Genomic DNA, 21,802 nt, shown 5'->3' with positions numbered 1-21,802 from the left:
GCAGCCTATTCGATCATGCACAACCTCGACTCGCTCAAGCGCTTTTCCATCCCCGGCCAACTGCAGTTCCATGCCCATCCGACCGGGCTGATCTTTGCGGAAATCGACCATGCCGCAGGCGTGGCCAGCCTTTGTCTGCAGGGCGCCCACCTCACCAGCTTTCGCCCCAGGTCGCAACCCGAGCCGGTGGTCTGGGTGTCCGAAGCGGCGCGCTATCTGCCGGGCAAGTCGATCCGCGGCGGCGTGCCGGTGTGCTGGCCCTGGTTCGGCCCGCACGCCAGCCAGAGCGGTTTTCCGGCGCATGGCTTTGCCCGTACCGTGCCCTGGGCGGTGGTGGACAGCGGGGCGGCGCAAGGCGCGATCCACCTCACGCTGCAACTGCAGCCGTCGGACACCACGCGCGCGCAATGGCCGCATGACACGCCGGTTTCCCTGCACGTTCGCGTGTCAGAGGTCTTGGAGATGGAATTGACCACGCACAACGCCACCGCGCAGTCGCTGCCGCTCAGCGAGGCACTGCACACCTACTTTCAGGTGGGCGACGTTGCCGAGGTCGAACTACTGGGGCTCGATGGCTGCGCCTACCTCGACAAGACCGAGGCCTTCGCCCGCAAGCAGCAGCAAGGCGCGGTGCGTTTTGCCGCCGAGACCGACCGGGTGTATGTGGACACGGCGGCGCAATGCATCATCCACGATCCGCTGCTGCAGCGGCGCATTCGCATTGCCAAGCAGGGGTCGGCCTCCACCGTGGTCTGGACGCCGTGGGCGCAGAAGGCCGCCGCACTGGGCGACTTCACCGCGCAGGGCTGGCGCAACATGCTGTGCGTCGAGTCGGCCAACGCCGCGGACAATGCGCTGACCCTGGCGCCCGGCGCCACGCATACGCTGAGCGTGCGCTACAGCGCCGAAGCGCTGTGAACGAAGCGGTGCTCTAACGCGCACGGACATCCAATGCCCGGCTGGAGGGTCGCTCGCCTTCGAACCTGCTCACTTCGCCGTCGGCATGACGAACTCGGCGCCCTTGGGCGTGCTTTCCGGCCAGCGCTGCATGATGCTTTTCTGCCTGGTGTAGAAGCGCACGCCTTCTTCGCCATAGGCATGCATGTCGCCGAACAGGCTGGATTTCCAGCCGCCGAAGCCATGCCAGGCCATCGGCACCGGAATCGGCACATTGATGCCCACCATGCCCGCCTGGACGCGTCGGCCGAACTCGCGCGCCACATGGCCGTCGCGAGTGAAGCAGGCCACGCCATTGCCGTAGGCGTGGGCGTTCACCAGATCGAGCGCGGCGGCGAAGTCGGGCACGCGCACGCAGGAAAGCACCGGGCCGAAGATCTCTTCCTGGTAGATGCGCATGTCCGGGGTGACATGGTCGAACAAGGTGCCGCCAAGCCAGAAACCCTTGTCATGCCCGGCCACCTGTTGCGCGCGGCCATCGACCCGCAGTGTCGCGCCCTGCTGCACGCCGGAGTCGATCATGCTGCTGATGCGCTCGCGTGCTGCTTGCGTGACGATCGGACCCATCTCGGCGTCGAGTTCCATGCCGTTCTTCACCTTCAGCGCCTTGGTGCGCTCCACCAGCCGTGGGAGGATCTTGTCGGCCACATCGCCCACCAGCACGCCGACCGAAATGGCCATGCAGCGTTCGCCCGCCGAGCCGAAGGCGCTGCCGATCAGCGCATCGACGACCTGATCGAGGTCGGCGTCGGGCATCACCACCATATGGTTCTTGGCGCCGCCCAGCGCCTGCACGCGCTTGCCCTGGCGCGCGGCTTCCTGCGCAATGTGACGGGCCACCGGGGTCGAGCCGACAAAGCTGACGGCCCTGACGTCCGGGTTCGCCAGCAGCGCGTCCACGGCCACCTTGTCGCCCTGCACGACGTTGAACACGCCGTCTGGCAGTCCGGCCTGCTGGAGCAACTCGGCCATGAACAGACTGGGCGAAGGATCGAGCGGGCTGGGCTTGAGCACGAAGGTATTGCCCGCCGCGATGGCCACCGGGAACATCCACAGCGGCACCATGCAGGGGAAGTTGAACGGGGTGACGCCGGCCACCACGCCCAAGGGCTGGCGCATCGTCCAGTTGTCGATGCCGGTGGACACCTGTTCGGTGTAGTCGCCCTTGAGCAGTTGCGGCATGCCGCAGGCGAACTCCACGATCTCGATGCCGCGCGTGACCTCGCCCTGTGCGTCGGTGAACACCTTGCCGTGCTCGGCGGTGATCATGGCGGCCAGGGTGTCGCGGTGCTGGTTGAGCAGGTCGAGAAACCTGAACATCACCCGCGCGCGGCGCAGCGGCGGCAGGTCGGCCCATTTCGGAAAGGCGGCGTGCGCGGCGGCGACGGCGGCATCGACCTGCGCCGCAGCGGCCAGTTCGACCTGGCGCGCCACGGCGCCCGTGGCCGGGTTGAACACGGCTTGCTTGCGAGCGCCTTCGGCCGAAACCGCGCGGCCTGCGATGAAATGCGCCGCATCAGTGGTGCTGGTGAACGGGTGGGGTGCGCCCATGAGAGAGTCTCCTGTGAACGGGACATGATGGAAATGTCACTCAAGTCTAGGAGCCGGCATCGCCTTTGAACAGCGCTCTAAACTGACAACATCGTTTCGAAAAATGAACAGTCGGATTTCTGCTGGACTTCTGGAGATTGCCGTGCCGAACCCTTCTCCCGCGCGTGACGACTTGCTCTGGCAGCAAGTGCACTGGCTGGGCGCGATTGCCGCACAGGGCAGCTTGACCGCTGCCGCGCAGCGTCTGGGCGTTTCCAAGGCGGCGGTGAGCCAGCAGCTCGCTGCGCTGGAGCGCCGCATCGGCGTGCCGCTGGTGAGGCGAACCACGCGCACCCTGCGTCTGACCGAAGCCGGGCAGCGGCTGGTGGACGAGACGGCGCCCGCCTTCGCCCACATCGTGCGCAGCGTCGGGGAGGTGCACGATCTGGCGCAAACGCCGCGCGGCCTGGTGCGGGTGACCGCACCCGTTGCCCTGGGCCGCCAGCATGTGGCGCCGCACTTGTCGACTTTTCTGCGCCAATATCCCGATATCCGGGTCGAGCTGGAGTTGACGGATCGGCTGAGCAATCTGTCGCAGGAGGGCTTCGACCTGGCCGTGCGTCACGTGGCCGCGCCGCCCGACAGTCATGTGGCGTGGAAGCTGTGCGACACGCGTTCGCTGCTGGTGGCCAGTGCCGCCTATCTGCGTCGGCACGGCCCGCCGCAGCATCCTGCGGAACTGGCGCAGCATGCATGTCTGACCTATTTGCGGCCTGGAGCGGCGGTGTGGATGTTCGAACCGGCAAGCGCCCAGGACGCGCAGTCCCGGCGCGTGCGCGTGACCGTGCGGGGGCCGCTGCGCGCCAACACCAGCGAAGTGCTGCGCGAGGCGGCCCGCGCCGGTCTGGGCATTGCCCTGGCGCCGGACTTCAGCCTCGAACTGGGCGCACGTTCATCCGCGTTGAGACCGGTGCTGCCGGATTGGCGGGCTGTGGGGTTTTTCGGGCAGGCGATCTACGCGATCCGTCCCTGGAGCCCGAACACGCCGCGTGCGGTGCAACTGCTCGTCGACCATCTGCGGCAGGCGCTGTCGGCGGGGTTTTGAACGCAGCAGCGCTCAGTCTCGATGGCCATCGCCGCAAACCGGGCACTGCGGGTTGCGCTGCAGGCCGATGGTCTGGAAATCGGTGTCCAGCGCGTCGATCAGTAACAGCTTGCCGCGCAAGGTTTTGCCTGTCTGACTGAGGATTTTCAGCGCTTCAGCCGCCTGCAGACTGCCGACCAGTCCGACCAGCGGGGCAAACACCCCCATGGTGGCGCAGCGCACTTCTTCGACCGGCGCATCCGGCGGAAACAGACAGGCATAGCAGGGCCCGCGTTCGCCCTGCGCGTCGGGGCGGGGGTCGAACACGCTGACCTGACCGGCGAAGCGAATGGCCGCGCCGCTGACCAGCGGCACGCCGTGTGTGACGCAGGCGCGGTTGAGCGTCTGGCGGGTGGCGAAGTTGTCGCTGCAGTCCAGGGCAACGTCTGCGGCCGGGACCAGTTCATCGAGCAGCGCGGCGTCGGCGCGGCGGGCGATCGCCTCGACTTCGATCGTCGGATTGATCTGCCGCATGGCCTCGCGGGCCGACTCCACCTTGAGCTGGCCCACGCGCGCTTCGGTGTGGGCGATCTGCCGCTGCAGATTGGTCAGGTCGACCGTGTCGTCATCGACCAGGGTGATGCGCCCCACGCCCGCACTGGCCAGATAGAGGGCAGCCGGAGAACCCAGCCCGCCCGCGCCGAGAATGAGGGCGCGGCCAGAGCAGATGCGCTCCTGGCCCTCGATGCCGATTTCATCGAGCAGGATGTGCCGCGAATAGCGCAGCAGTTGGCGATCGTCGAGGGACATTGCCAGATGCCATCGCCCGAGCGGATGATGGTGCGTGCCTATGGGTTCTTGGTGGCGCCGCTGGCGTCGGTCTTCGGGCCGCTGGCTGCGGCGGATGCGGCCGGGGTTTTCGCCTTGGCCGTGTTGGCTGGGTGTTTGGCCGTGATCACCGGTTTGCCTTCGAGATAATTCATCGCCTGCGTGAGCTGCCAATCTTCCTTGCTGCCGTATTCGGGCAATTTGGGCAGCTTGTTCGGGTCTTTCTGGAGTTCGGCTTCGAGCAGACGGCGGGCTTCTTCCTGTTTGCGCACGTCGTTTTCGACCCGGCTGGAATCCGCGGCCTCGCTGCCGGTGCCGATCTGATTCTTGTAGTCGATCTCGCGCATGCGCAGCGCGGCGTAGGGGTCGCCGCTCTCCAGCGGATCGACTTCATAGTTCGGCGTGATGCCCTTGCCCTGGATCGACTGGCCGTTGGGGGTGTAGTAGCGTGCCGTGGTGAGCTTGAGCGCGGTGTCGGGCCCGAGCGGCAGCACCGTCTGCACCGAGCCCTTGCCGAAGGACAGCGTGCCCATGACCACCGCACGCTTGTAGTCCTGCAGCGCGCCGGTCACGATCTCGGAAGCCGAGGCCGAGCCGCCGTTGATCAGCACCACCAGCTTCACCGTCTTCACGCCCGCAGGCAGGGTGTCGAGCGGGTTGTCGCCGGCACGGCTGAGGTAGTCGCTCGGGGTGTTGCGATACGTTGCGTTCGCTTCGGGCATCTGGCCCTTGGTACTGACGATGACGGCATCATCTGGCAGGAAGACCGAGGCCACGCCCACGGCGCTTTCGAGCAGGCCGCCCGGATCGTTGCGCAGATCGAGGACGAGCCCCTTCATGTTCGGGTCCTCCTTGTAGAGCGCGTCGATCTTGTGGACAAAGCTGCTCAAGGTGTCGGACTGGAACTGGGTGATGCGGATCCAGCCGTAGCCCGGGGCGATCATCCTGCCCTTGACGCTCTGCACCTGGATCAATTCGCGCGTCACGGTGAAGGTGAGGGTGCGGTTTTCCGCCTTGCGCAGCACGGTGAGCGTGACCTTGGTGCCGGGCTTGCCGCGCATGAGCTTGACCGCGTCGCTCAGGCTCAGGCCCTTGACGGCGGTGTGATCGATACGAGTGATGAGATCGCCCGCGTGAATGCCCGCGCGCGCCGCAGGCGAGCCCTCGATCGGCGACACGACTTTGACCAGACCATCCTCGGCGGTGATTTCGATGCCCACGCCGACGAATTTGCCGCTGGTGCTTTCCTTGAAGTCCTTGAACGCTTTCTTGTCCAGATATTCCGAGTGCGGATCGAGGTTGTTCACCATGCCGTTGATGGCGTTCTCGATCAGTTTCTTGCCCTCGACCGGCTCGAAATAATCCGCCTTGATCAGACCATACACCGCGGCGAACTGTTGCAGTTCCTCCAGCGGGAGCGGCGATGCGGTGTTGCGCGCCAGCGCCTGGACTTGCAGGGTGGCCATGATGCCGGTGATGGCGCCAACGACAACCCAGGCTGCGACTCGAAATTTACTGGCCATGGTGGATCAAGCGGAGTGTCTGCAAGGAAGAGCGGGCAGTATAGGGGTTGCGCGCTCGGGACGGCGCAGGCGCCCTGCCATCCCGCAAGACGCCCGCGGGATAGGCAGCCGAGGGGAAAATGAGCAGCAAGCGACCCGCGGCAAGCCATTTGCCGCAAACAACCTGCGGCAATCAGACCTTGCTGCCCGTCGCTGTAAGGTAATACCGCTGCAGCGGCTTGAGATCGCCGTCGAGCTCGTACACCAGCGGAATGCCGTTGGGAATGTTCAGCCCGGCGATGTCTTCGTCCGAGATGTCGTCGAGGTACTTCATGATGGCGCGCATGGAGTTGCCGTGCGAGACCACCAGGGTGCGTTTGCCCGCCTTGATGGCAGGCGCCAGCGATTCGTGCCAGAACGGCAGCACCCGGGCGATGGTGTCTTTCAGGCACTCGGTCAGCGGCAGTTCTTCGGGCTTGAGGCGGCCGTAGCGCGGATCGGCGGCCAGTTCCAGGCGGTGCGTCTCGTCCAGCGCCGGCGGCGCAACGTCGTAGCTGCGGCGCCAGATATGCACCTGCTCGTCGCCGAACTTGGCGGCCGTTTCCGCCTTGTTCAGCCCTTGCAGCGCGCCGTAGTGGCGTTCGTTGATGCGCCAGGTATGCACCACCGGCAGCCACATGGCGTCGAGTTCGTCGAGCACCAGCCAGAGGCTGCGGATCGCGCGCTTGAGGACCGAGGTGTAGGTCAGGTCGAAGGTGTAACCCAGTTCCTTGAGCAGACGCCCCGCGGCGCGGGCTTCGCGGATGCCTTGCTCGGTCAGATCGACATCGGTCCAGCCGGTAAAGCGGTTTTGCTGGTTCCAGGTGGATTCACCGTGGCGCAGCATGACGAGTTTGTACATGAGGTTCCCGAAGTGCAAAGGAGTGGAACAATGCGCAGTGCAAGGTAATGGTAGTCCACCTGCGACAGGTCGCTGCACTGCAGCAATCGAGACCGTGCGCAGGATCGGACAAACCCACACATCTGCGCAAGCAGATTCGACTTTTTAGAATTCGTTTTTCTACTGGAGAAAACGCAAGTGCAGTTCCTCATCGAAAACTGGGCGCTCGTGCTGATTGCCCTGACCTCCGGCGGCATGCTGCTGTGGAGCTCATACGGCGGCGCCTCGGCGTCGGATGGCGTCAGCGCGGCGCAGGCCGTGCTCAAGATCAACCGCGAAAAAGGCGTCATGATCGATGTCTGCGAGCCTGCTGAATTCCAGGCCGGTCATGCCCTGGGCAGCAAGAGCATTCCGCTGGGCCAGCTCGACAAGCGTCTGGGCGATCTGCCCAAGGACAAGGACACGCCGGTGCTGGTGATGTGCGCCTCCGGGGTGCGGGCCAAGCGCGCCGTGGCGCAACTGCGCAAGGCGGGTTTCGTCAATGCCGCGCCTGTCAGCGGAGGCATGCGCGCCTGGCGCGAGGCCGGGCTGCCGGTCGAGAAAGGCTGATCGTCGAATGAACAAGGTTCGCATGTACACCTCCGCGGTCTGTCCGTACTGCATTCGCGCCAAGGCGCTGCTGCACAGGCGCGGCGTTGCCGACATCGAGGAAGTCCGCATCGACCTCGACCCAGAGCAGCGCCAGCACATGATGGCGGCCACCGGCCGGCGCACGGTACCGCAGATTTTCATCGGCGACACGCATGTGGGTGGCTGCGACGATCTCTACGCCCTCGACGCCCGAGGCGGACTGATGCCGCTGCTGCGCGACGCGGTCTGAAACCTGCCCGGCTGAGGAACTGTCATCCGGCAGGCCTAGAATCCGCTCGCAATCAATCGACGCCCGCATCCTGCGGGCTTTTTTCCATGGAGAGTTTTGATGAGCGCCACCCCCGAGAACACGCAGTCCGCCGATCCGGTTTTCATGCTGCAGCGTTGCTATCTGAAGGATCTGTCGCTGGAGCAGCCCAACTCGCCGCAGATCCTGCTGGAGCAGCAGCAGCCCAATGTGGACGTGCAGATGAGCGTGGAAGCGCAACCCGTCGTCGAAGGTCTGTTCGAGATCACCGTGGCGGCCACCATCACAGCGCGCATGCAGGACCGCGTGCTGTTTCTGGTGGAAGGCAAGCAGGCCGGCATTTTCGAGCTGCGCAACATCCCGCAGGAGCATGCCGACATGCTGCTGGGCATCGCCTGTCCGCAGACCGTCTATCCCTATCTGCGCGCCAATCTGGCCGACGCCATCACCCGCGCGGGTTTTCCGCCGGTGCATCTGGCCGAAATCAACTTCCAGGCCATGTACGAGCAGCAGCGGTCGCAACAGCAGGCTGCCAATGACGCGCCTTCCATCATCATGCCCGACCGTCTGAACTGATCGTTTTAGCGTCTGATGTCGTCGCAACCGCCTCGCTCGCTGACCGTGCTGGGCGCCGGTGCCTGGGGCACGGGCATCGCCTGTCAGATCGCTGCGCATCAGTCCGTCTTGCTCTGGGGCCGCGACGCCGCGCAGATGCAGCGCTTGCAGGCTGAGCGGGTGAACGCCGCCTATCTGCCCGATGTGCCTTTGCCACAGGGGCTGGACGTCACGTCCGATCTGGATGCGGCATTGCGCCATGCTGCCGGCTCCCACGGCTTGCTGCTGGTCGCGGTGCCGGTTTCCGGCTTGCGCGCCACGGCGCAGGCGGTGCGCATTTTCAACGCCGACAAGCCGCAGGGCGCGCGCGTGCAGCAACTGGTCTGGCTGTGCAAGGGTTTCGAGCCGGGAAGCGGTCTGTTGCCGCACGCGGTGATCGACGCCGTGTTCGCCGGCATGGAGGCGCCACCGGCGACCGGAGTGCTGTCCGGCCCGAGTTTCGCGCTGGAGGTCGCCCGCGGCCTGCCTGTGGCGCTCGCCCTGGCCAGCACCGATTGCGCCTTGCGCGAGTCGGCCGTGGCGGCGCTGCACCAGGGCGCGATGCGCATCTACGCCACGCCCGATGTCGTCGGCGTGGAAGTGGGTGGCGCGGTGAAAAACGTGTTGGCCATCGCTACCGGGGTGAGCGACGGCATGGGGCTGGGTCACAATGCGCGCGCCGCGCTCATCACCCGGGGGCTGGCCGAGATGTCACGGCTGGGCGTGGCGCTGGGCGGGCAGGCCGATACCTTCATGGGTCTGAGCGGCCTGGGCGATCTGGTGCTCACCGCTACCGGTGACCTGTCGCGCAATCGTCGTGTCGGCCTGGCGCTGGCGCAGGGGCAGCGGCTTGACCATATCGTCGCCACGCTGGGCCATGTGGCCGAGGGCGTGCACACGGCGAAGACCGCGCTGCAACTGGCGCGCGCCCACCGCGTCGCCATGCCGATCACCGAGGCAGTGAGCCGCCTGCTCGATGGCAAACTCACACCGCAAGCGGCGCTCAGCGGCCTGCTGCAGCGCCAGCCGCGCGGCGAATGAGCCGTTTGTTTTCATGGACTGCGCATGATCGAACTTCTGGTCGGCCTGGGCAATCCCGGGCCGGAACATGCCCTGGATCGGCACAACGCCGGTTTCTGGTTCGTCGATCAGATCGCCAGCGCCGCAGGCGTCAGCCTCAGGCCCGAGCGCGGCTTCTTTGGTGATGTCGCGCGTGTGCGCCTGCACGGCCGCGAACTGTGGCTGCTCGAGCCCAGCACTTACATGAACCGCTCCGGACAGTCGGTCGGCGCCTTTGCCCGCTTCTACAAGATCGCGCCCGAGCACATTCTGGTGGCGCATGACGAACTCGATCTGCCGCCGGGCCAGGCCAAGCTCAAGCTGGGCGGGGGTCATGCCGGGCACAACGGCCTGCGCGACCTCATCAATCATCTGGGCACGCCCAACTTCTGGCGCCTGCGCCTGGGCATCGGTCATCCGGGCGACCGCGCGGCGGTGATCGGCTTCGTGCTGGGCAAGCCGCCGCAGTCCGAGCTGAATCTGATCGAGCAGGCTATGGAGCAATCGCAGGCGGTGCTGCCGCTGTTGCTCAAGGGCGAGTTCGAGGCGGCGATGATGCAGCTTCATCGCGGCAACCGGGAAGGCGGCAGGAAGGCCGCGCCTGCGCCGTCAGCGAAAGGTTGAAAGCCATGCGCGATCTGGCACGGTTCGGCGTGGCGGCGTTGTTGGCCTTGGGCGCCGTTTCTGCCGGGGCGCAAACCGCCGAGAGCCCAGTCGCACCCGTCTGGCGCTGCGGCAATGCCTATTCGCACCAGCCTTGCGCATCGGGCCAGACCATTCCGGCGCAGGACAGCCGCACTGTTGAGCAGCGTGAGCAGGCGCAGCAACAGCAGCAACGGCTGAACGCGCTGCTCGATGCCCGGGAGCGAGAGCGCGCAGTGCAGGCGGCAGAAGAACGCCAGAGGGCGGCATCGGCCCTGCGCGAACAGCAGCGTTTGCTCGCCCTGCAGCGGCGCGAGGCCAGGAAAACGCGGAAAGCGGCTGAAAAAGCGCACACGGTGCGCAACAACAAACGCCTTCAAAAGACCCGGCAGCGTCGCGTGGTCGTTGCGCCGCCCAACGGCGCCCAGCCTTGAGGACGGGCTATCAGGTCACCGAGGTGACCGGCGCTTTGGCAGCCATCAGCAGGCGATACTTTTCCATCAATTGTTCCCGGCTTTCCACCCGGTCGGGGCGCACGGGAATGCAGTTCACCGGGCAGACCTGCACGCACTGCGGCGTGTCGAAATGGCCCACGCATTCGGTGCAGCGGTCGGGATCGATCTCATAGATTTCGGCGCCCATGTGAATCGCCTCGTTCGGGCATTCGGGCTCGCATACATCGCAGTTGATGCAGTCGTCGGTGATCCAAAGGGCCATGATGCGTTGTCAGTTTGCGGCAGTACCATGCTGCGCCAGCTTGGCCTGCAGCCGCTCGATGACCAAGGGGACCACGAATTTGCTCACATCGCCACCGAGCATGGCGATTTCCCGCACGAACGTCCCGGAAATGAACTGGTACTGATCCGCCGGGGTGAGGAACAGGGTCTCGACGTCGGGCATGAGCTGGCGGTTCATGCCCGCCATCTGGAATTCGTACTCAAAGTCGCTGACCGCCCGCAGCCCGCGCACCACCACCAGCGCGCCGCGGGCCACGACGAAATCGCGCAGCAGCCCGGTGAAGCCGCTGACCTCGACGTTGGCATAGGGCGAGAGCACCTCGCGGGCGATGTCCAGCCGTTCGTCCAGGGTGAACATGGCGTTCTTGTGGTGACCGGCCGCGATGGCGACCACCAGCCGGTCGCACAACTTGCTGGCGCGGCGCACCAGATCTTCATGGCCGCGCGTGAGCGGATCGAAGGTGCCGGGGTAGATCGCAAGCAGCATGACAACGGGGAGTGCGTGGAACGGAAGGCGCAGTTTAGGGGTTTTGCGCTGAATGTGCTGCCGCGGTGTTGCGCTGCAGCAAAGCGAAATGCACCTGACCGGCCCGCCCGCGCCGCCAGGTATCCCAGCCCTCGGCCTGGAGTGCGTCGAACAGCTCGGCCGCATCGGTTTCCACATAGACCAGGCCTTGCGGCGCGAGGACGGGGTGCACCGCACGCAGCGCGGCGAGCTGTTGCGCGCTGGCATAGGGCGGGTCGATGAACACCACGTCGAAGCGTTCACCGGCGCGTTCCAGGCCGTGCGTGGCCGCGAGCGCATCGGCCGCGCGCACCTGCACCTGCGTGGCGCCCAGGCGCTGCGCCGCAGCGGTGATGGCGGCCGCGCCGCGCGGATGCTGTTCGATCAGCAGCACCGAGGCCGCGCCGCGCGAGGCCGCCTCCAGCCCGAGCGCGCCGCTGCCCGCGTAGAGATCGAGCACGCGCAGACCGGCGAGCGTCTGCCCGAGCCAGTTGAACACGGTCTCGCGCACCCGGTCCGGGGTGGGGCGCAGTCCCGGCAGATCGGGCACGGCCAGTTTGCTGCGCTTGAACAGCCCGCCGATGATGCGGACTTCACCGCCGTGCGCGCGGCGGGGGCGGGCGGATGGGCTTGTGGCGCGATGGCCTGGAGACTGGGACTTCATGGACAGGTAAATTGTAGGAGTCTGCCGCGCATCCTCCTTGGTTCATTTCCTCGATAGTCCGCCCATGTTCCGCTTTTTCAAACGCAAATCCACTCCAGAAACTGCCGCGCCCGAGAGACCGGCCGAGGCTGCGCCAGAGGCGATCACCGCGCCTGCCGCAAGGCAACCGGACGCATCCATAGAGGCTGCGCCGACCGTGGAGACCGCCGCCGCGCCTGTGGCTCAGGACGAAACGTCGCAGGACGTCGTGCTCGTCGCCGAAGAGCAGCCCGCGTCCGGCTGGTTCAGCCGCCTGCGCTGCGGCCTGCGCAAGACCGGCGCCGGACTCACCGGGCTGTTCGGCGGCAGCAAGATCGACGAAGCGCTGTACGAGGAACTCGAATCGGCCCTCATCATGGCCGACGCCGGCATGCCGGCCACCACCGCACTGCTGGCCGATTTGCGCAAACGGGTGAAATCGGCCCGCGCCGAAACGCCCGCCCAGGTGCGCACGCTGCTCGCCGATGCGCTGGCCGATCTGCTTGCACCCTTGCAGAAGCCGCTGGACATCGGCCGCCAGACGCCGACCGTGCTGATGATGGTGGGCGTCAACGGCGCGGGCAAGACCACCACCATCGGCAAGCTCACCCAGCACCTGCTGCGCGCCGGCGAAAAGGTGCTGCTCGCCGCGGGCGACACCTTCCGCGCCGCGGCGCGCGAGCAGCTCGTCGCCTGGGGGCAGCGCAACCAGGTGCAAGTCATTTCGCAGGAAGGCGGCGACCCGGCGGCGGTGGCGTTCGACGCGGTGACCGCAGGGCGCGCGCGCGGCATCGACGTGGTCATCGTCGACACCGCCGGCCGCCTGCCGACGCAGCTTCACCTGATGGAAGAGCTGAAAAAGGTCAAGCGCGTCGTCGCCAAGGCGATGGACGGCGCGCCGCACGAAATCCTGCTGGTGATCGACGCCAACAACGGCCAGAACGCGCTGGCGCAGGTGCGCGCCTTCGACGATGCGCTGGGACTGACCGGCCTGGTCATCACCAAGCTCGACGGCAGCGCCAAGGGCGGCGTGATCGCGGCCATCGCCCGCGAGCGCCCGGTGCCGGTGTATTTCATCGGCGTCGGCGAAGGGTTGGACGATCTGCAGACCTTCGACGCGGGGGCGTTCGCCAAGGCGCTGGTCGGGGAATGACAGCGCCTGCGAAGCAGGATTCGCATCGCCCAGGCTACTTGGCTGCCGCCGCGCCTTCGCGTCAGCGCAATCCCCGGCATCGGCCGGATGGCCAAGCCGGCGAACCGTACCGACCTGTACCGACTGTGGCCCGTGCCTTCGGGCAATGTGCCTGAGCTGCCGGTTTATGGGCCCAGCAGCGGGATATAGGCAGGGTTGTAGGTTCCGCCGTCGGCGAAGGATTTGTTTTCGTCGATCAGCGTAGGGACGTTGCCGACACGGAAGGTGTCTTTGGCCGGGCTTTCCAAGTCGACGGCGCGGTCGGTGATGATGTCGCCCAGGGCATAGGCGCTTCCATCCGCATGCGTGAAGACATCTTTTGCCTCGCGCAGATAGCGGAAATTGATGGGCGTTTGCGGGAACACGTCTTTGCCCCAGGCGTAGCGCTGGGTCACCACGACCTGGCGGTAACGGGCTGCGGCGGCCAATGCATCCCGCTCGGGCGGGTAGAGCAGCGCGCCCTGCACCGTTTTGTCGGTATCGAGGTAGTCGCCGCGTGCGGTCATGCTGCGCATCAGGCTCAGACGCAATTTTTGCGAAGCGTTGAAGGCTTGCGGGCTGGAGGTGTCGATGGCCGGCCAGTCGCTGGCATAGCCGCGGTCCTTGCGGATGGTTTGGGCGAGGAAGCGCTCGATGGAGGGCGGCATGTCGCCATACAGGCTGGCTCCGACCACGTTGTCGAGGAAATAGCGCAGTTCGCCCTTGTTGGCGTAACGGTTGAGCGGATCGCCCATGGCGGCGCGGCCGGGGGTTTCATCCGGGCTGAATCCGGCCTTGGCCTTGTAGCCGAGGTAGTTCATCTCGCCCCAGCCGGCGGCGCCGGGGAATTTGCGCGGCAGGGCCCAGGTGCTGTCCACCGTGTTGCCGGTGCCCGAGGTGAAGCTGTTGCCGGCTTCGCTGTTGAACACGCCGCTGTGGCAGCCGATGCACTGCGTCAATTCTTCGATGTTCTGCGGGCGCAGCGTGCCGTTCCTGTCTTCGATGAACCCGGCCAGATACCAGCCGACGCCGTTGTCCACCCAGCCCTGGGCGCTGTTGCCGTACACCGGCAGCCCTTCCTCCTTGTCGCCGGGGCGGAAGTCCTGATGATGGAACTCCTTCCACTTGTACATATAGCGGATTTCCTTCACACGCTGCGCGCGCGTGCCCGGGAAGCGGCTGACCGCGGGGTTGGAGCCGTCGGCGGCGACATCCACATAGTGCAGCGGGTGGGCAAACTCGGTGCCGACGGGGTATTCACCTCGGTAAAGCGGCACGGATTTCGCCTGACCGACGTAATGGCTCCCATCTTCTGGACGCAGGCGATCCTGAATGGCGCGTTCGACCAGGTCGAGGTTTTGCTTGTAGATGTCGGGATTGAAGGAGCCGTTTTCATCCTGCATGAAGAGGGCAGGCAGGCGGATGTAAATGCCGGAGACCGATCCGGTCATCGGGCTGAAAATACCGTAAGGCATGAAATTCACCGCGCGCCAGCCGGTGTTCCAGCCCTGGCCGTCTTGAAAAAAGCCGCGTTTTTCGCTGGCCGTGCGCACGAATCCGTCGGCCTGTGCGGGCAGGTCGTCGGGGGCCAGTGCGGGGAACAGGCGAAACGGCGTGTCGCTCTGGCCATCCCAGTGTTTCGGGTCGCCCGGTCTCTGGGCAAAGGCGGCGCTCCAGTTGTCCTGGCGTATATAGCTGCGCATATCCCATTGCGCGGGGTTCAGTCCGAGCAGGGTCACGGTTTCCAGCAATTTTTCCGGGGCGAGGGTGTTTTCCCAGCGGTTGACAGTGGCCAGTGGCGCCTGTTGAGTGAAGGGGGCGAAGCTGTAGTCCAACTGCAGATTCCCCAGTCGTTCCTCGGCGCCTGCCTGCGGCAGGTTGTTGCCGAGCTTGATGTCGTACAAGCCATTGGTATGGCAGAACTGGCAGGCGTTCTGCGTGCCGTTGGACGTCTCGATGTAGCACTGCGCCGGGATATGCGCATACGGGTTGGTAAATGTCAGCGAGGAGACATACTCGCCGTGCAAGGCCACAGGGCTGATCGACCCCGACGACGAGGAAGAGGCCGGGGAAGCGCTGGATGAGCCTCCACAGCCCTGAAGACAGGCCAGAGAACCTAAGGCGATACCCAGGGCCGCCAGCATGGGGATGAAAGTGGTTTTCATGTTTTGTCACTCCGCGACCGAAACGACGTATCCCGCGCACAGAGTCAAAAATGGCCGGTCACTGGTGTGATCCGGCCATCCAGCGCTGACGCGCAGCGCCCGCCTGTTTACTTGATGGCCGGCAGCCCGCCGATATAGCCGACCGGGGCGTAGAACCTATCGATCTTGGCGGCCAGTTGAGTTTTGAGAGCAGCCGGCACGGTGCTGGGCAAGTCTCCCCAGTGCTGGTTGTTGCTCATGATGTAGGCAAAGCCGTTCATGTTGTCCACAACCTGCAGGCCGGTGTTTTCGGCGCCCGCGGTGGAACTCAGGATGCGGCTGAGCTTCTGGGTGTCGACGTTGTAGGCCCACACATAGTTGTTGACGTGGGTGCCGGAGTCTTCACCCACGAACAGGGTGCGCATGCCCTCGGAGAAAAAGATGTTGTCGGTATTGGCGATGCGGTTTTCATCGGCGGTGTTGCCCTTGGCATCCAGAGGGATGTCCTTGCCCAGCAGCATCGGCTCGACATACATATTGACGGCGACATGGTTGGAGTTGATGGCATTGCCGTCGGTGTCTTTCTGGCCGCCCTTCATGTCCAAGGTGAAGGTGGCGCCGGCATTGATTTTGGGCAGATGAATGTGATCGACCGGGGCTCCGGTGACCGTGGTCATGCCCTTGTCGAGATAGGAGATCGCCAGGTAGAGCTTGTTGTCTCTGGCGTTGACCGCCACGCCTTCCATCTTGTTGAACTCGGTGGTGCCGCCCAGCCAGGCGGTGTAGCGACGGGTTTCGAGAAAGGCCGCCGCTTGCTCCATGCCGGGATTGAGCTTGATGCATTCGTCGGCGCTGGAGCCTGCGCGGATGTGCTTGTAGCCGGCGGGGCAGGTCTTGGTGGTGGTGTCAAAGGCAACGGCATCCCAAATCTTGTCGAAGGTCACGCCATCGTCGATCAGTTTGCGGATTTCGGCGCTGGTGGCATGGCCCAGGTGGAGCCAGGTCAGATCGCCACGACCGCCATTCTGATCGGACACCTGTGTCCACTTGGCCGTGTAGAGGTTGCCGGCGTCGAGGTTGCCCTCGGCGTCGGCAACGAACAGGGTCAGTTGCACATTGGTGCCGTCGTCACCCAGGTAGACCGTGCGCCTGTCAGGCATGACCTTGGCCATTTCCCAGGTGCCGCGACCCATGGCATAGTGCTTGACGACCTTGGTGCTGCCATCCTTGGCCACGGTCACTTCGGGAATCCAGCCGTAGTTATAGGGGTTGGCGGTCTGGGTGTTCTTGAAATACAGCTCGGTCATGGCCTTCACGCCGGCGCTGGTATCCGCGTAATCCTTGGTCAGCGGGTTGAAGATCAGGTCGTAGTCTTCTTCGGAGCCCAGGTGGGTGTTCCACGGGGTCTGTGAGCCGAAACAGGGGATCCAGATGCCGTTGACCGAAGAAAAGTCGATCGGTCTTTGGCTGGAAACGCTGAGTTTGCCGGTGCCCTTGTCCTGGCCGATGCCGGAAAGCGTCATGCTCATGGGCGCACGGCTGTACCAGCCCGCAGTTTTGTAGGCCTGAACCCCGTCGGAAAGAATCCAGTCGTATTCGAAATGCGTCACCAGCCACAGGTTGCCGTCGACATTGAGCAGACTGTTGGCATCCGGCGTCTCGGCCACCAGAGGCTTGCCGTAGGGATCCATCAGCGGGTTCATTTGGTAGTCGTAGAGCTGGCCCGAAGGGTTCTTGTTGCCGCCCACGCCGGTCTGGTTGACGCTGAACAGGGTGTTGTAGGACAGCGGGAAGTCCTTGGTGCTGCCGTCTGTGTAGGTCACCTTGGCGATAGAGGTGGTGTGGGTTTGGGACATTTTGGCCACATCGCTGGCAGCCGGGGCAGGTGTGTCGGTGAACGCCACGCTGGCGATGGGCTTGACGGCGACGTCGCCATCGCTGCTGCCGCCGCAACCGGCGAGGGCAAGACCAGTGGCCGCAGCGATGGCAGTCAGCGGAAATAGGGCGAGAAAACGCTTGTTCATGGGGGCTCCCTGGAGGTATTTGCAAAACACGGGAATCCTAGGTAGGGTTTATGTCACTGTTGTTACATATAGTCACATAGATGGAACGGGTCGACCTGCGGCAGGCAACGATCAGGCCACAGCCAGGACGCCGGCGACCCCCGCCCCGAGCAGCACCACCGCCCACGGCGGAACCTTCCAGACTTGCAGCAGCAACAGCGCGGCAACGGCCAGGGCAAAGTCGCGCGGGGTGTGGATGGCTGTCGTCCACACCGGGTTGTAGAACGCAGCCAGCAGCAGGCCGACGACGGCGGCGTTGATGCCCATCAGGGCGCTGCGCATCGCGGGGTGGCGGCGCAGGCCTGCCCACAGGGGCAGGGCGCCGGTCACCAGAAGAAATCCCGGAAGAAAAATGCCGACGAGTGCCACACCGGCGCCCAGCCAGCCGCCCGGCCCGTTGTGCGCTGCGGCTCCTAGAAACGCGGCGAAGGTGAACAGTGGCCCGGGTACCGCCTGCGCCGCGCCGTAGCCTGCGAGGAAGGTGGAGTTGTCCATGCCTGCGGGCACGACTTGCGCCTGCAGCAGCGGCAGCACCACATGGCCGCCGCCGAAAACCAGGGCGCCGGATTGGTAGAAACCGGAAAACAGTGCGAGCGCGGGTTGATGCAGCGCCGCGGCCAGCGCGGGCAGTCCGATCAGCAGCAGGCCAAAGATCGCAAGCAGAACGACCGCCGCACGCCGCGACAAGGGCGCCCGCAGTGCCTCATGCACTGCCTGAGGCGGAGCGCGCAACAGCCAGCGCCCAGCCACCGCACCGAGGGCGATGACCGCCAGTTGGCCGGTCACGCCGGGGGCCAGCGCCGCCAGCACCGCGGCGGCCACGGCCAGACTGGCGCGCTCGCGGTCGGGGCAGAGGCTGCGGCCCATGCCCCACAGCGCCTGCGCCACCACTGCAACGGCCACCAGCTTGAGGCCATGCAGCCAGCCACCCTGCGCCAGCCCTCCGACATGCGTGAGCAGCAGCGCGAACGCGGTCATCGCCAGTGCCGAGGGCAGGGTGAATCCCAGCCAGGCGGCGAAAGCGCCGCGCAAGCCGCCGCGCATCAGTCCCAGGCCGATGCCGGTTTGCGAACTCGCCGGGCCGGGCAGGAACTGGCACAGCGCGACCAGGTCGCCATAAGCCTGCACTGAGAGCCAGCCGCGCCGCTCGACGAATTCGCGCCGGAAGTATTCGAGGTGGGCGATCGGCCCGCCGAATGCGGTGAGTCCCAGACGCAGAAAAATGACGAAGATGAGGCCGGGGTGGTCTTGCGGGGATGGCGTGGTCGATTGGGACATCGGGGTTTTCGAGCTGTCCTGCAGAGGCTGCCGATTCTATGAACGCAACGTGGCGGTGTCGCCTTGCGGCCGTTACGCCATCGACGAGGCGAGCCGCGGATGCGTTTCCTGCGAGCGCAGCAGCACCCACAGCCCCGACGCCGCCAGCAGCGCCGCGGTGAACCAGAACGCCGGGGCGATCAGCCCGGCGGCCTGCGCGATCGTGCCCAGCACCAGCGCGCCCAGGGCATAGCCGGTGTCGCGCCAGTAGCGGTAGGTGCCCAGCGACGAACTGCGCCAGTTCGGGTGCGAGATGTCGGCCACCGCGGCGATCAGATTGGGATAGAGCAGCGCCATGCCCACGCCCATCGCCACGGCGGCGGCGAGCCAGGCGGCCATTCCCGTCACCAGCGTGACCGCCACGACGCCCGCCGCCAGCAGCCACAGCCCGGCGACGATGGTCGGTTTGCGGCCGATGTGGTCAGACAGCGGCCCGGTCCACAGTTGAGACGCGCCCCAGCTCAGGCCATAGACCCCGGTGACCCAGCCGATGTCGACCACGTCCAGCCCGTGGCCGTGCAGATACAGCGGAAACAGCACCCACAGCAGGGTGTCGGCCACCTTGTTCGCCACCCCGGCCTGGCACAGCGCCGAAAATGTCGGGTGGTGAAACGACACGAAGGCGAACACCTGCAACGAGGACGGATGCGCCGGCAAGCCTTCGGCGAATCTCGGCTTCAGTCCCTGGTGCTTGCCGTCGGCATGACGTTTGCTTTCGGCGCGCGCCCACGGCAGGGTTTCGCGCACGAACAGCAATGCGGTGCCGAGTCCGGCGGCAATCACCACCAGGGCGAAGCCGAGCAGGGCGGGGCGCGGGCCGTATAGCGAGGCCAGGTAGCCGGTGACGATGCCCGCCAGCCCCACCGCTGCATAACCCGCGAACTCGTTGATGCCGGTGGCCAGCCCCCGTTGCTCGGCGCGGGTGATGTCCACCTTGCTGGTGACGGTCATGCTCCAGGCGAAGCCCTGGTTGATGCCGAGAAACAGATTGGCCGCCACCACCCACCACCAGTTCGGCGCAAAGTAGATCAGCAGCGGGATGGGGATGGCCGCCACCCAGCCCATCACCAGCACCGGCTTGCGCCCGATGCGCTCGGACAGCCGCCCGGCGACGAAATTGAGCGCGCCCTTCACCAGCCCGAAGGAGATGACAAAGCTCATCAGGTAGAGGAAGGACGACTTGGGCACGCCGAAATCCTGCCCCGCCACCACCGGCAGCACATTGCGCTCCATGCCGATCACCAGGCCGACGAAGCTCACCTGCACCGCCTGCCAGATGAACTGGTGCAGATTGATGCCGATGCCCTGCAGATGCAGTTCTGCGCTGGGCGGCGCGGGTGAGATGCGCATGACGAGTCAGGCGGGGTCGTCCTGCTCCAGCGGCAGCCCGGCGGCCTGCCATTCCGGCACGCCCTCGGCGATCTTGCTGGCGCGAAAGCCGCGCTGCACCAGCAGCTTCACCGCGGCGTCGGACATCACGCAGAACGGGCCGCGGCAGTAGGCGACGATATCCTTGTCGCGCGGCAGTTCGCGCAGCCGCGCCTCCAATTCGGACAGCGGCAGCGAACACGCCTCGGGCAGGTGCGCGGTGCGGTATTCGGCCTCGGGGCGCACATCGATCAGCACCGCCTCGCCCTTGCGCACCTTGGCCAGCAGGCTGCGGCTGCTTTCCAGCGTGAGGCGTTCCGGCCCGGAAAACAGCCGCTGCATCACTACCTGCAGATCGGCGACGTGCGCCTCGGCCACGCTGCGCAGCGCCACCCACAGCGCGGCGACGTCCGGCCCGCTCAAGCGATAGATGCGGCTCTTGCCGTCTTGCCGTACCTGCACCAGTTGCGCGGTCTTGAGCACGCGCAGATGCGCGCTGGCGAGCTTGATGTCGATGGCGGCCTCGCGCGAGAGCGCCTCCACCGGCTTTTCGCCCTGCGCCAGAATTTCCAGCAGCTCCAGGCGCTTGGGGCTGGACACGGCCGCGCCGATGCGGGCAACTTGTTCGTACAGATGATTCTTGAGTTCACGGGAGTTCATGGAAAACAGTCTAACGAACGCACGAATGTTTGTCCATCAGGGTAATTTCCGCTGCGACCTTGGCAGCATCGCTTCTAAGATCAATTCATGCGCATACGCACTCGCTCCATTCCCTCCACACGATGACCTACCCGCACCAGACCGAAGTCGCCGCCCTGCGCGAGCAACTCAGCGCCGACATCGTCGGCCAGATGGCGCTGCTCGACCGGCTGGTCATCGGCCTGCTCACCGGCGGCCATCTGCTGCTCGAAGGCCTGCCCGGTCTGGCCAAGACCACCGCGGTCAAGGCACTCGCCAGCCGGGTGCATGCCAGTTTCCAGCGGGTGCAGTTCACCCCCGACCTGCTGCCGGGCGATCTCACCGGCACCGAGGTGTTCAACCCGGCCGACGGCTCGGTGCGCTTCGTGCGTGGGCCGCTGTTTCACGACATCGTGCTGGCCGACGAGATCAACCGCGCCCCGGCCAAGGTGCAGTCGGCCTTGCTGGAGGCCATGCAGGAGCGGCAGATCACCGTGGGCGGCGTGAGTTACGCGCTGCCGCCGCTGTTTCTGGTGCTGGCCACGCAGAATCCGCTGGAGCAGGCCGGCACCTACGCCCTGCCCGAAGCCCAGCTCGACCGCTTTTTGCTGCACGTGCGGCTGGACTATCCCGCAGCCGACGAGGAACTGCGCATCCTGCAAATGCATCTGCAGGCGAGCGACCCGGCGCGTCAACTGAGCGGCGGCGCGGCGCAGCCGGTGGATGTGCCTTCGGTGCTCGCGGCGCGTCAGGAGGTGCTGCAGGTGCATGTGGCCGAGAGTCTGCAGCGCGCCATCGTCGATCTGGTGCGCGCCACCCGCGCGCCGCAGGAGCTCCTCCGCACGGCCGCCCGAAGGGGGCGCTCCTCCTCCCTCGGGGAGGTGGTTGCGCAGCGACCGGAGGGTAGTCCAGTGAGCCTGCCCGACATGGAAGGCGTGGTCGCTGCGGGCGCGTCGCCGCGCGCGGTGCTGGCGTTGGCACATGCGGCGCGGGCGCTGGCTTATCTGCGCGGGCGCGACTTCGTGCTGCCCGACGATGTCATCGCGCTGGCGCCCGACGTGCTGCGCCACCGCATCGTGCTTTCGCTCGACGCCGGGCTGCGCGCGGTGAGCAGCGATGCGCTGATCGCCGACCTGCTCGCCGCCACCGTCTGGCCTTGATCG

The 21,802-nt window shown here is 65.8% G+C and carries 22 protein-coding genes; 10 read left to right on the top strand and 12 right to left on the bottom strand.

Annotated features, from left to right (window positions below; translation table 11 throughout):
• Positions 1-15 precede the first annotated feature (15 nt).
• Positions 16-918, top strand: a complete 903-nt coding sequence (locus RBR52_RS07045) for a D-hexose-6-phosphate mutarotase (protein WP_320376491.1) — start codon at positions 16-18, stop codon at positions 916-918.
• A gap of 69 nt (positions 919-987) precedes the next feature.
• Here the strand turns inward: RBR52_RS07045 and RBR52_RS07040 are convergent, their stop codons facing one another.
• Positions 988-2,508: a CoA-acylating methylmalonate-semialdehyde dehydrogenase gene (locus RBR52_RS07040; RefSeq protein WP_320376490.1), complete on the bottom strand. Its 1,521-nt coding sequence runs from the start codon at positions 2,506-2,508 to the stop codon at positions 988-990.
• Between the two features lie 103 nt (positions 2,509-2,611).
• Between RBR52_RS07040 and RBR52_RS07035 the strand changes: the two genes are divergently transcribed.
• Positions 2,612-3,592: a LysR family transcriptional regulator gene (locus RBR52_RS07035; protein WP_413818301.1), complete on the top strand. Its 981-nt coding sequence runs from the start codon at positions 2,612-2,614 to the stop codon at positions 3,590-3,592.
• Positions 3,593-3,604: 12 nt separating this feature from the next.
• On the opposite strand, the gene RBR52_RS07030 is transcribed toward RBR52_RS07035, so the two are convergent.
• From RBR52_RS07030 to gpmA, 3 genes are all read right to left on the bottom strand, one after another.
• On the bottom strand, positions 3,605-4,381 hold the full coding sequence (locus tag RBR52_RS07030; RefSeq protein WP_320376488.1) for a molybdopterin-synthase adenylyltransferase MoeB: 777 nt from the start codon (positions 4,379-4,381) through the stop codon (positions 3,605-3,607).
• Positions 4,382-4,419: 38 nt separating this feature from the next.
• On the bottom strand, positions 4,420-5,922 hold the full coding sequence (locus RBR52_RS07025) for a S41 family peptidase (protein WP_320376487.1): 1,503 nt from the start codon (positions 5,920-5,922) through the stop codon (positions 4,420-4,422).
• 172 nt (positions 5,923-6,094) lie between these two features.
• Positions 6,095-6,802: a 2,3-diphosphoglycerate-dependent phosphoglycerate mutase gene (gene gpmA / locus RBR52_RS07020; RefSeq protein WP_320376486.1), complete on the bottom strand. Its 708-nt coding sequence runs from the start codon at positions 6,800-6,802 to the stop codon at positions 6,095-6,097.
• A gap of 177 nt (positions 6,803-6,979) precedes the next feature.
• Here gpmA and RBR52_RS07015 point away from each other — a divergent pair, with 177 nt between their 5' ends.
• From RBR52_RS07015 to RBR52_RS06990, 6 genes are all read left to right on the top strand, one after another.
• The gene (locus RBR52_RS07015; protein WP_320376485.1) at positions 6,980-7,390 is read left to right on the top strand and encodes a rhodanese-like domain-containing protein; all 411 of its coding nucleotides are present in this window, start codon (positions 6,980-6,982) and stop codon (positions 7,388-7,390) included.
• 7 nt (positions 7,391-7,397) lie between these two features.
• Complete coding sequence (gene grxC / locus RBR52_RS07010; RefSeq protein ID WP_320376484.1) at positions 7,398-7,661, top strand: glutaredoxin 3; 264 nt, start codon at positions 7,398-7,400, stop codon at positions 7,659-7,661.
• A gap of 99 nt (positions 7,662-7,760) precedes the next feature.
• Positions 7,761-8,255 (top strand): protein-export chaperone SecB, encoded by a 495-nt coding sequence (secB, locus tag RBR52_RS07005; protein ID WP_320376483.1) that lies wholly within the window; start codon positions 7,761-7,763, stop codon positions 8,253-8,255.
• A gap of 15 nt (positions 8,256-8,270) precedes the next feature.
• Entirely contained in the window at positions 8,271-9,314 is a 1,044-nt protein-coding gene (locus RBR52_RS07000) for an NAD(P)H-dependent glycerol-3-phosphate dehydrogenase (protein WP_320376482.1), read from the top strand.
• Between the two features lie 24 nt (positions 9,315-9,338).
• On the top strand, positions 9,339-9,956 hold the full coding sequence (gene pth / locus RBR52_RS06995) for an aminoacyl-tRNA hydrolase (RefSeq protein WP_320376481.1): 618 nt from the start codon (positions 9,339-9,341) through the stop codon (positions 9,954-9,956).
• 5 nt (positions 9,957-9,961) lie between these two features.
• A complete protein-coding gene (locus tag RBR52_RS06990; protein WP_320376480.1) occupies positions 9,962-10,408 on the top strand; it encodes a hypothetical protein in 447 nt (148 codons plus the stop codon).
• Between the two features lie 10 nt (positions 10,409-10,418).
• Here the strand turns inward: RBR52_RS06990 and RBR52_RS06985 are convergent, their stop codons facing one another.
• From RBR52_RS06985 to rsmD, 3 genes are read right to left on the bottom strand one after another with little or no spacing between them, the layout of a single operon-like run.
• Complete coding sequence (locus RBR52_RS06985) at positions 10,419-10,691, bottom strand: YfhL family 4Fe-4S dicluster ferredoxin (RefSeq protein ID WP_320376479.1); 273 nt, start codon at positions 10,689-10,691, stop codon at positions 10,419-10,421.
• A gap of 9 nt (positions 10,692-10,700) precedes the next feature.
• Positions 10,701-11,198: a pantetheine-phosphate adenylyltransferase gene (gene coaD / locus RBR52_RS06980; RefSeq protein WP_320376478.1), complete on the bottom strand. Its 498-nt coding sequence runs from the start codon at positions 11,196-11,198 to the stop codon at positions 10,701-10,703.
• 34 nt (positions 11,199-11,232) lie between these two features.
• On the bottom strand, positions 11,233-11,880 hold the full coding sequence (gene rsmD, locus RBR52_RS06975; protein WP_320376477.1) for a 16S rRNA (guanine(966)-N(2))-methyltransferase RsmD: 648 nt from the start codon (positions 11,878-11,880) through the stop codon (positions 11,233-11,235).
• A gap of 64 nt (positions 11,881-11,944) precedes the next feature.
• Between rsmD and ftsY the strand changes: the two genes are divergently transcribed.
• Positions 11,945-13,051, top strand: coding sequence for a signal recognition particle-docking protein FtsY (ftsY, locus tag RBR52_RS06970; protein WP_320376476.1), 1,107 nt, complete (start codon positions 11,945-11,947; stop codon positions 13,049-13,051).
• A 164-nt stretch (positions 13,052-13,215) separates the two neighbouring features.
• On the opposite strand, the gene RBR52_RS06965 is transcribed toward ftsY, so the two are convergent.
• The 5 genes from RBR52_RS06965 to RBR52_RS06945 all read right to left on the bottom strand — a co-directional run bounded on the left by RBR52_RS06965 (position 13,216) and on the right by RBR52_RS06945 (position 20,621).
• Positions 13,216-15,234, bottom strand: coding sequence for a hypothetical protein (locus RBR52_RS06965; RefSeq protein WP_320376475.1), 2,019 nt, complete (start codon positions 15,232-15,234; stop codon positions 13,216-13,218).
• 107 nt (positions 15,235-15,341) lie between these two features.
• A complete protein-coding gene (locus tag RBR52_RS06960) occupies positions 15,342-17,237 on the bottom strand; it encodes a PhoX family protein (RefSeq protein WP_320376474.1) in 1,896 nt (631 codons plus the stop codon).
• A gap of 111 nt (positions 17,238-17,348) precedes the next feature.
• A complete protein-coding gene (chrA, locus tag RBR52_RS06955) occupies positions 17,349-18,554 on the bottom strand; it encodes a chromate efflux transporter (protein WP_320376473.1) in 1,206 nt (401 codons plus the stop codon).
• 72 nt (positions 18,555-18,626) lie between these two features.
• Entirely contained in the window at positions 18,627-19,943 is a 1,317-nt protein-coding gene (locus RBR52_RS06950; RefSeq protein ID WP_320376472.1) for an MFS transporter, read from the bottom strand.
• Positions 19,944-19,949: 6 nt separating this feature from the next.
• Positions 19,950-20,621: a metalloregulator ArsR/SmtB family transcription factor gene (locus RBR52_RS06945; protein WP_320376471.1), complete on the bottom strand. Its 672-nt coding sequence runs from the start codon at positions 20,619-20,621 to the stop codon at positions 19,950-19,952.
• A gap of 122 nt (positions 20,622-20,743) precedes the next feature.
• On the opposite strand from RBR52_RS06945, the gene RBR52_RS06940 reads away from it, so the two are divergent.
• Positions 20,744-21,799: an AAA family ATPase gene (locus RBR52_RS06940; RefSeq protein ID WP_320376470.1), complete on the top strand. Its 1,056-nt coding sequence runs from the start codon at positions 20,744-20,746 to the stop codon at positions 21,797-21,799.
• The last annotated feature ends 3 nt before the right edge of the window (positions 21,800-21,802 follow it).

This window comes from Thiomonas sp., from assembly GCF_034007205.1.
Taxonomy (GTDB): Bacteria; Pseudomonadota; Gammaproteobacteria; order Burkholderiales; family Burkholderiaceae_C; genus Thiomonas.
The sequence above is the reverse complement of the archived record's forward strand: the minus strand, read 5'-3'. Positions and strand labels throughout refer to the sequence as shown.

Coding starts and splice junctions, on each gene's coding strand:
- coaD (WP_320376478.1), bottom strand. CDS start 11,198: ATGCTGCTTGCGATCTACCCCGGCACCTTCGATCCGCTCACGCGCGGC.
- secB (WP_320376483.1), top strand. CDS start 7,761: ATGAGCGCCACCCCCGAGAACACGCAGTCCGCCGATCCGGTTTTCATG.
- rsmD (WP_320376477.1), bottom strand. CDS start 11,880: ATGAAGTCCCAGTCTCCAGGCCATCGCGCCACAAGCCCATCCGCCCGC.
- RBR52_RS06945 (WP_320376471.1), bottom strand. CDS start 20,621: ATGAACTCCCGTGAACTCAAGAATCATCTGTACGAACAAGTTGCCCGC.
- RBR52_RS07035 (WP_413818301.1), top strand. CDS start 2,612: ATGAACAGTCGGATTTCTGCTGGACTTCTGGAGATTGCCGTGCCGAAC.
- ftsY (WP_320376476.1), top strand. CDS start 11,945: ATGTTCCGCTTTTTCAAACGCAAATCCACTCCAGAAACTGCCGCGCCC.
- RBR52_RS06940 (WP_320376470.1), top strand. CDS start 20,744: ATGACCTACCCGCACCAGACCGAAGTCGCCGCCCTGCGCGAGCAACTC.
- RBR52_RS06965 (WP_320376475.1), bottom strand. CDS start 15,234: ATGAAAACCACTTTCATCCCCATGCTGGCGGCCCTGGGTATCGCCTTA.
- RBR52_RS06990 (WP_320376480.1), top strand. CDS start 9,962: ATGCGCGATCTGGCACGGTTCGGCGTGGCGGCGTTGTTGGCCTTGGGC.
- RBR52_RS07030 (WP_320376488.1), bottom strand. CDS start 4,381: ATGTCCCTCGACGATCGCCAACTGCTGCGCTATTCGCGGCACATCCTG.
- RBR52_RS06985 (WP_320376479.1), bottom strand. CDS start 10,691: ATGGCCCTTTGGATCACCGACGACTGCATCAACTGCGATGTATGCGAG.
- RBR52_RS07040 (WP_320376490.1), bottom strand. CDS start 2,508: ATGGGCGCACCCCACCCGTTCACCAGCACCACTGATGCGGCGCATTTC.
- RBR52_RS07025 (WP_320376487.1), bottom strand. CDS start 5,922: ATGGCCAGTAAATTTCGAGTCGCAGCCTGGGTTGTCGTTGGCGCCATC.
- RBR52_RS06950 (WP_320376472.1), bottom strand. CDS start 19,943: ATGCGCATCTCACCCGCGCCGCCCAGCGCAGAACTGCATCTGCAGGGC.
- gpmA (WP_320376486.1), bottom strand. CDS start 6,802: ATGTACAAACTCGTCATGCTGCGCCACGGTGAATCCACCTGGAACCAG.
- pth (WP_320376481.1), top strand. CDS start 9,339: ATGATCGAACTTCTGGTCGGCCTGGGCAATCCCGGGCCGGAACATGCC.
- RBR52_RS07000 (WP_320376482.1), top strand. CDS start 8,271: ATGTCGTCGCAACCGCCTCGCTCGCTGACCGTGCTGGGCGCCGGTGCC.
- chrA (WP_320376473.1), bottom strand. CDS start 18,554: ATGTCCCAATCGACCACGCCATCCCCGCAAGACCACCCCGGCCTCATC.
- RBR52_RS07045 (WP_320376491.1), top strand. CDS start 16: ATGCACAACCTCGACTCGCTCAAGCGCTTTTCCATCCCCGGCCAACTG.
- grxC (WP_320376484.1), top strand. CDS start 7,398: ATGAACAAGGTTCGCATGTACACCTCCGCGGTCTGTCCGTACTGCATT.
- RBR52_RS06960 (WP_320376474.1), bottom strand. CDS start 17,237: ATGAACAAGCGTTTTCTCGCCCTATTTCCGCTGACTGCCATCGCTGCG.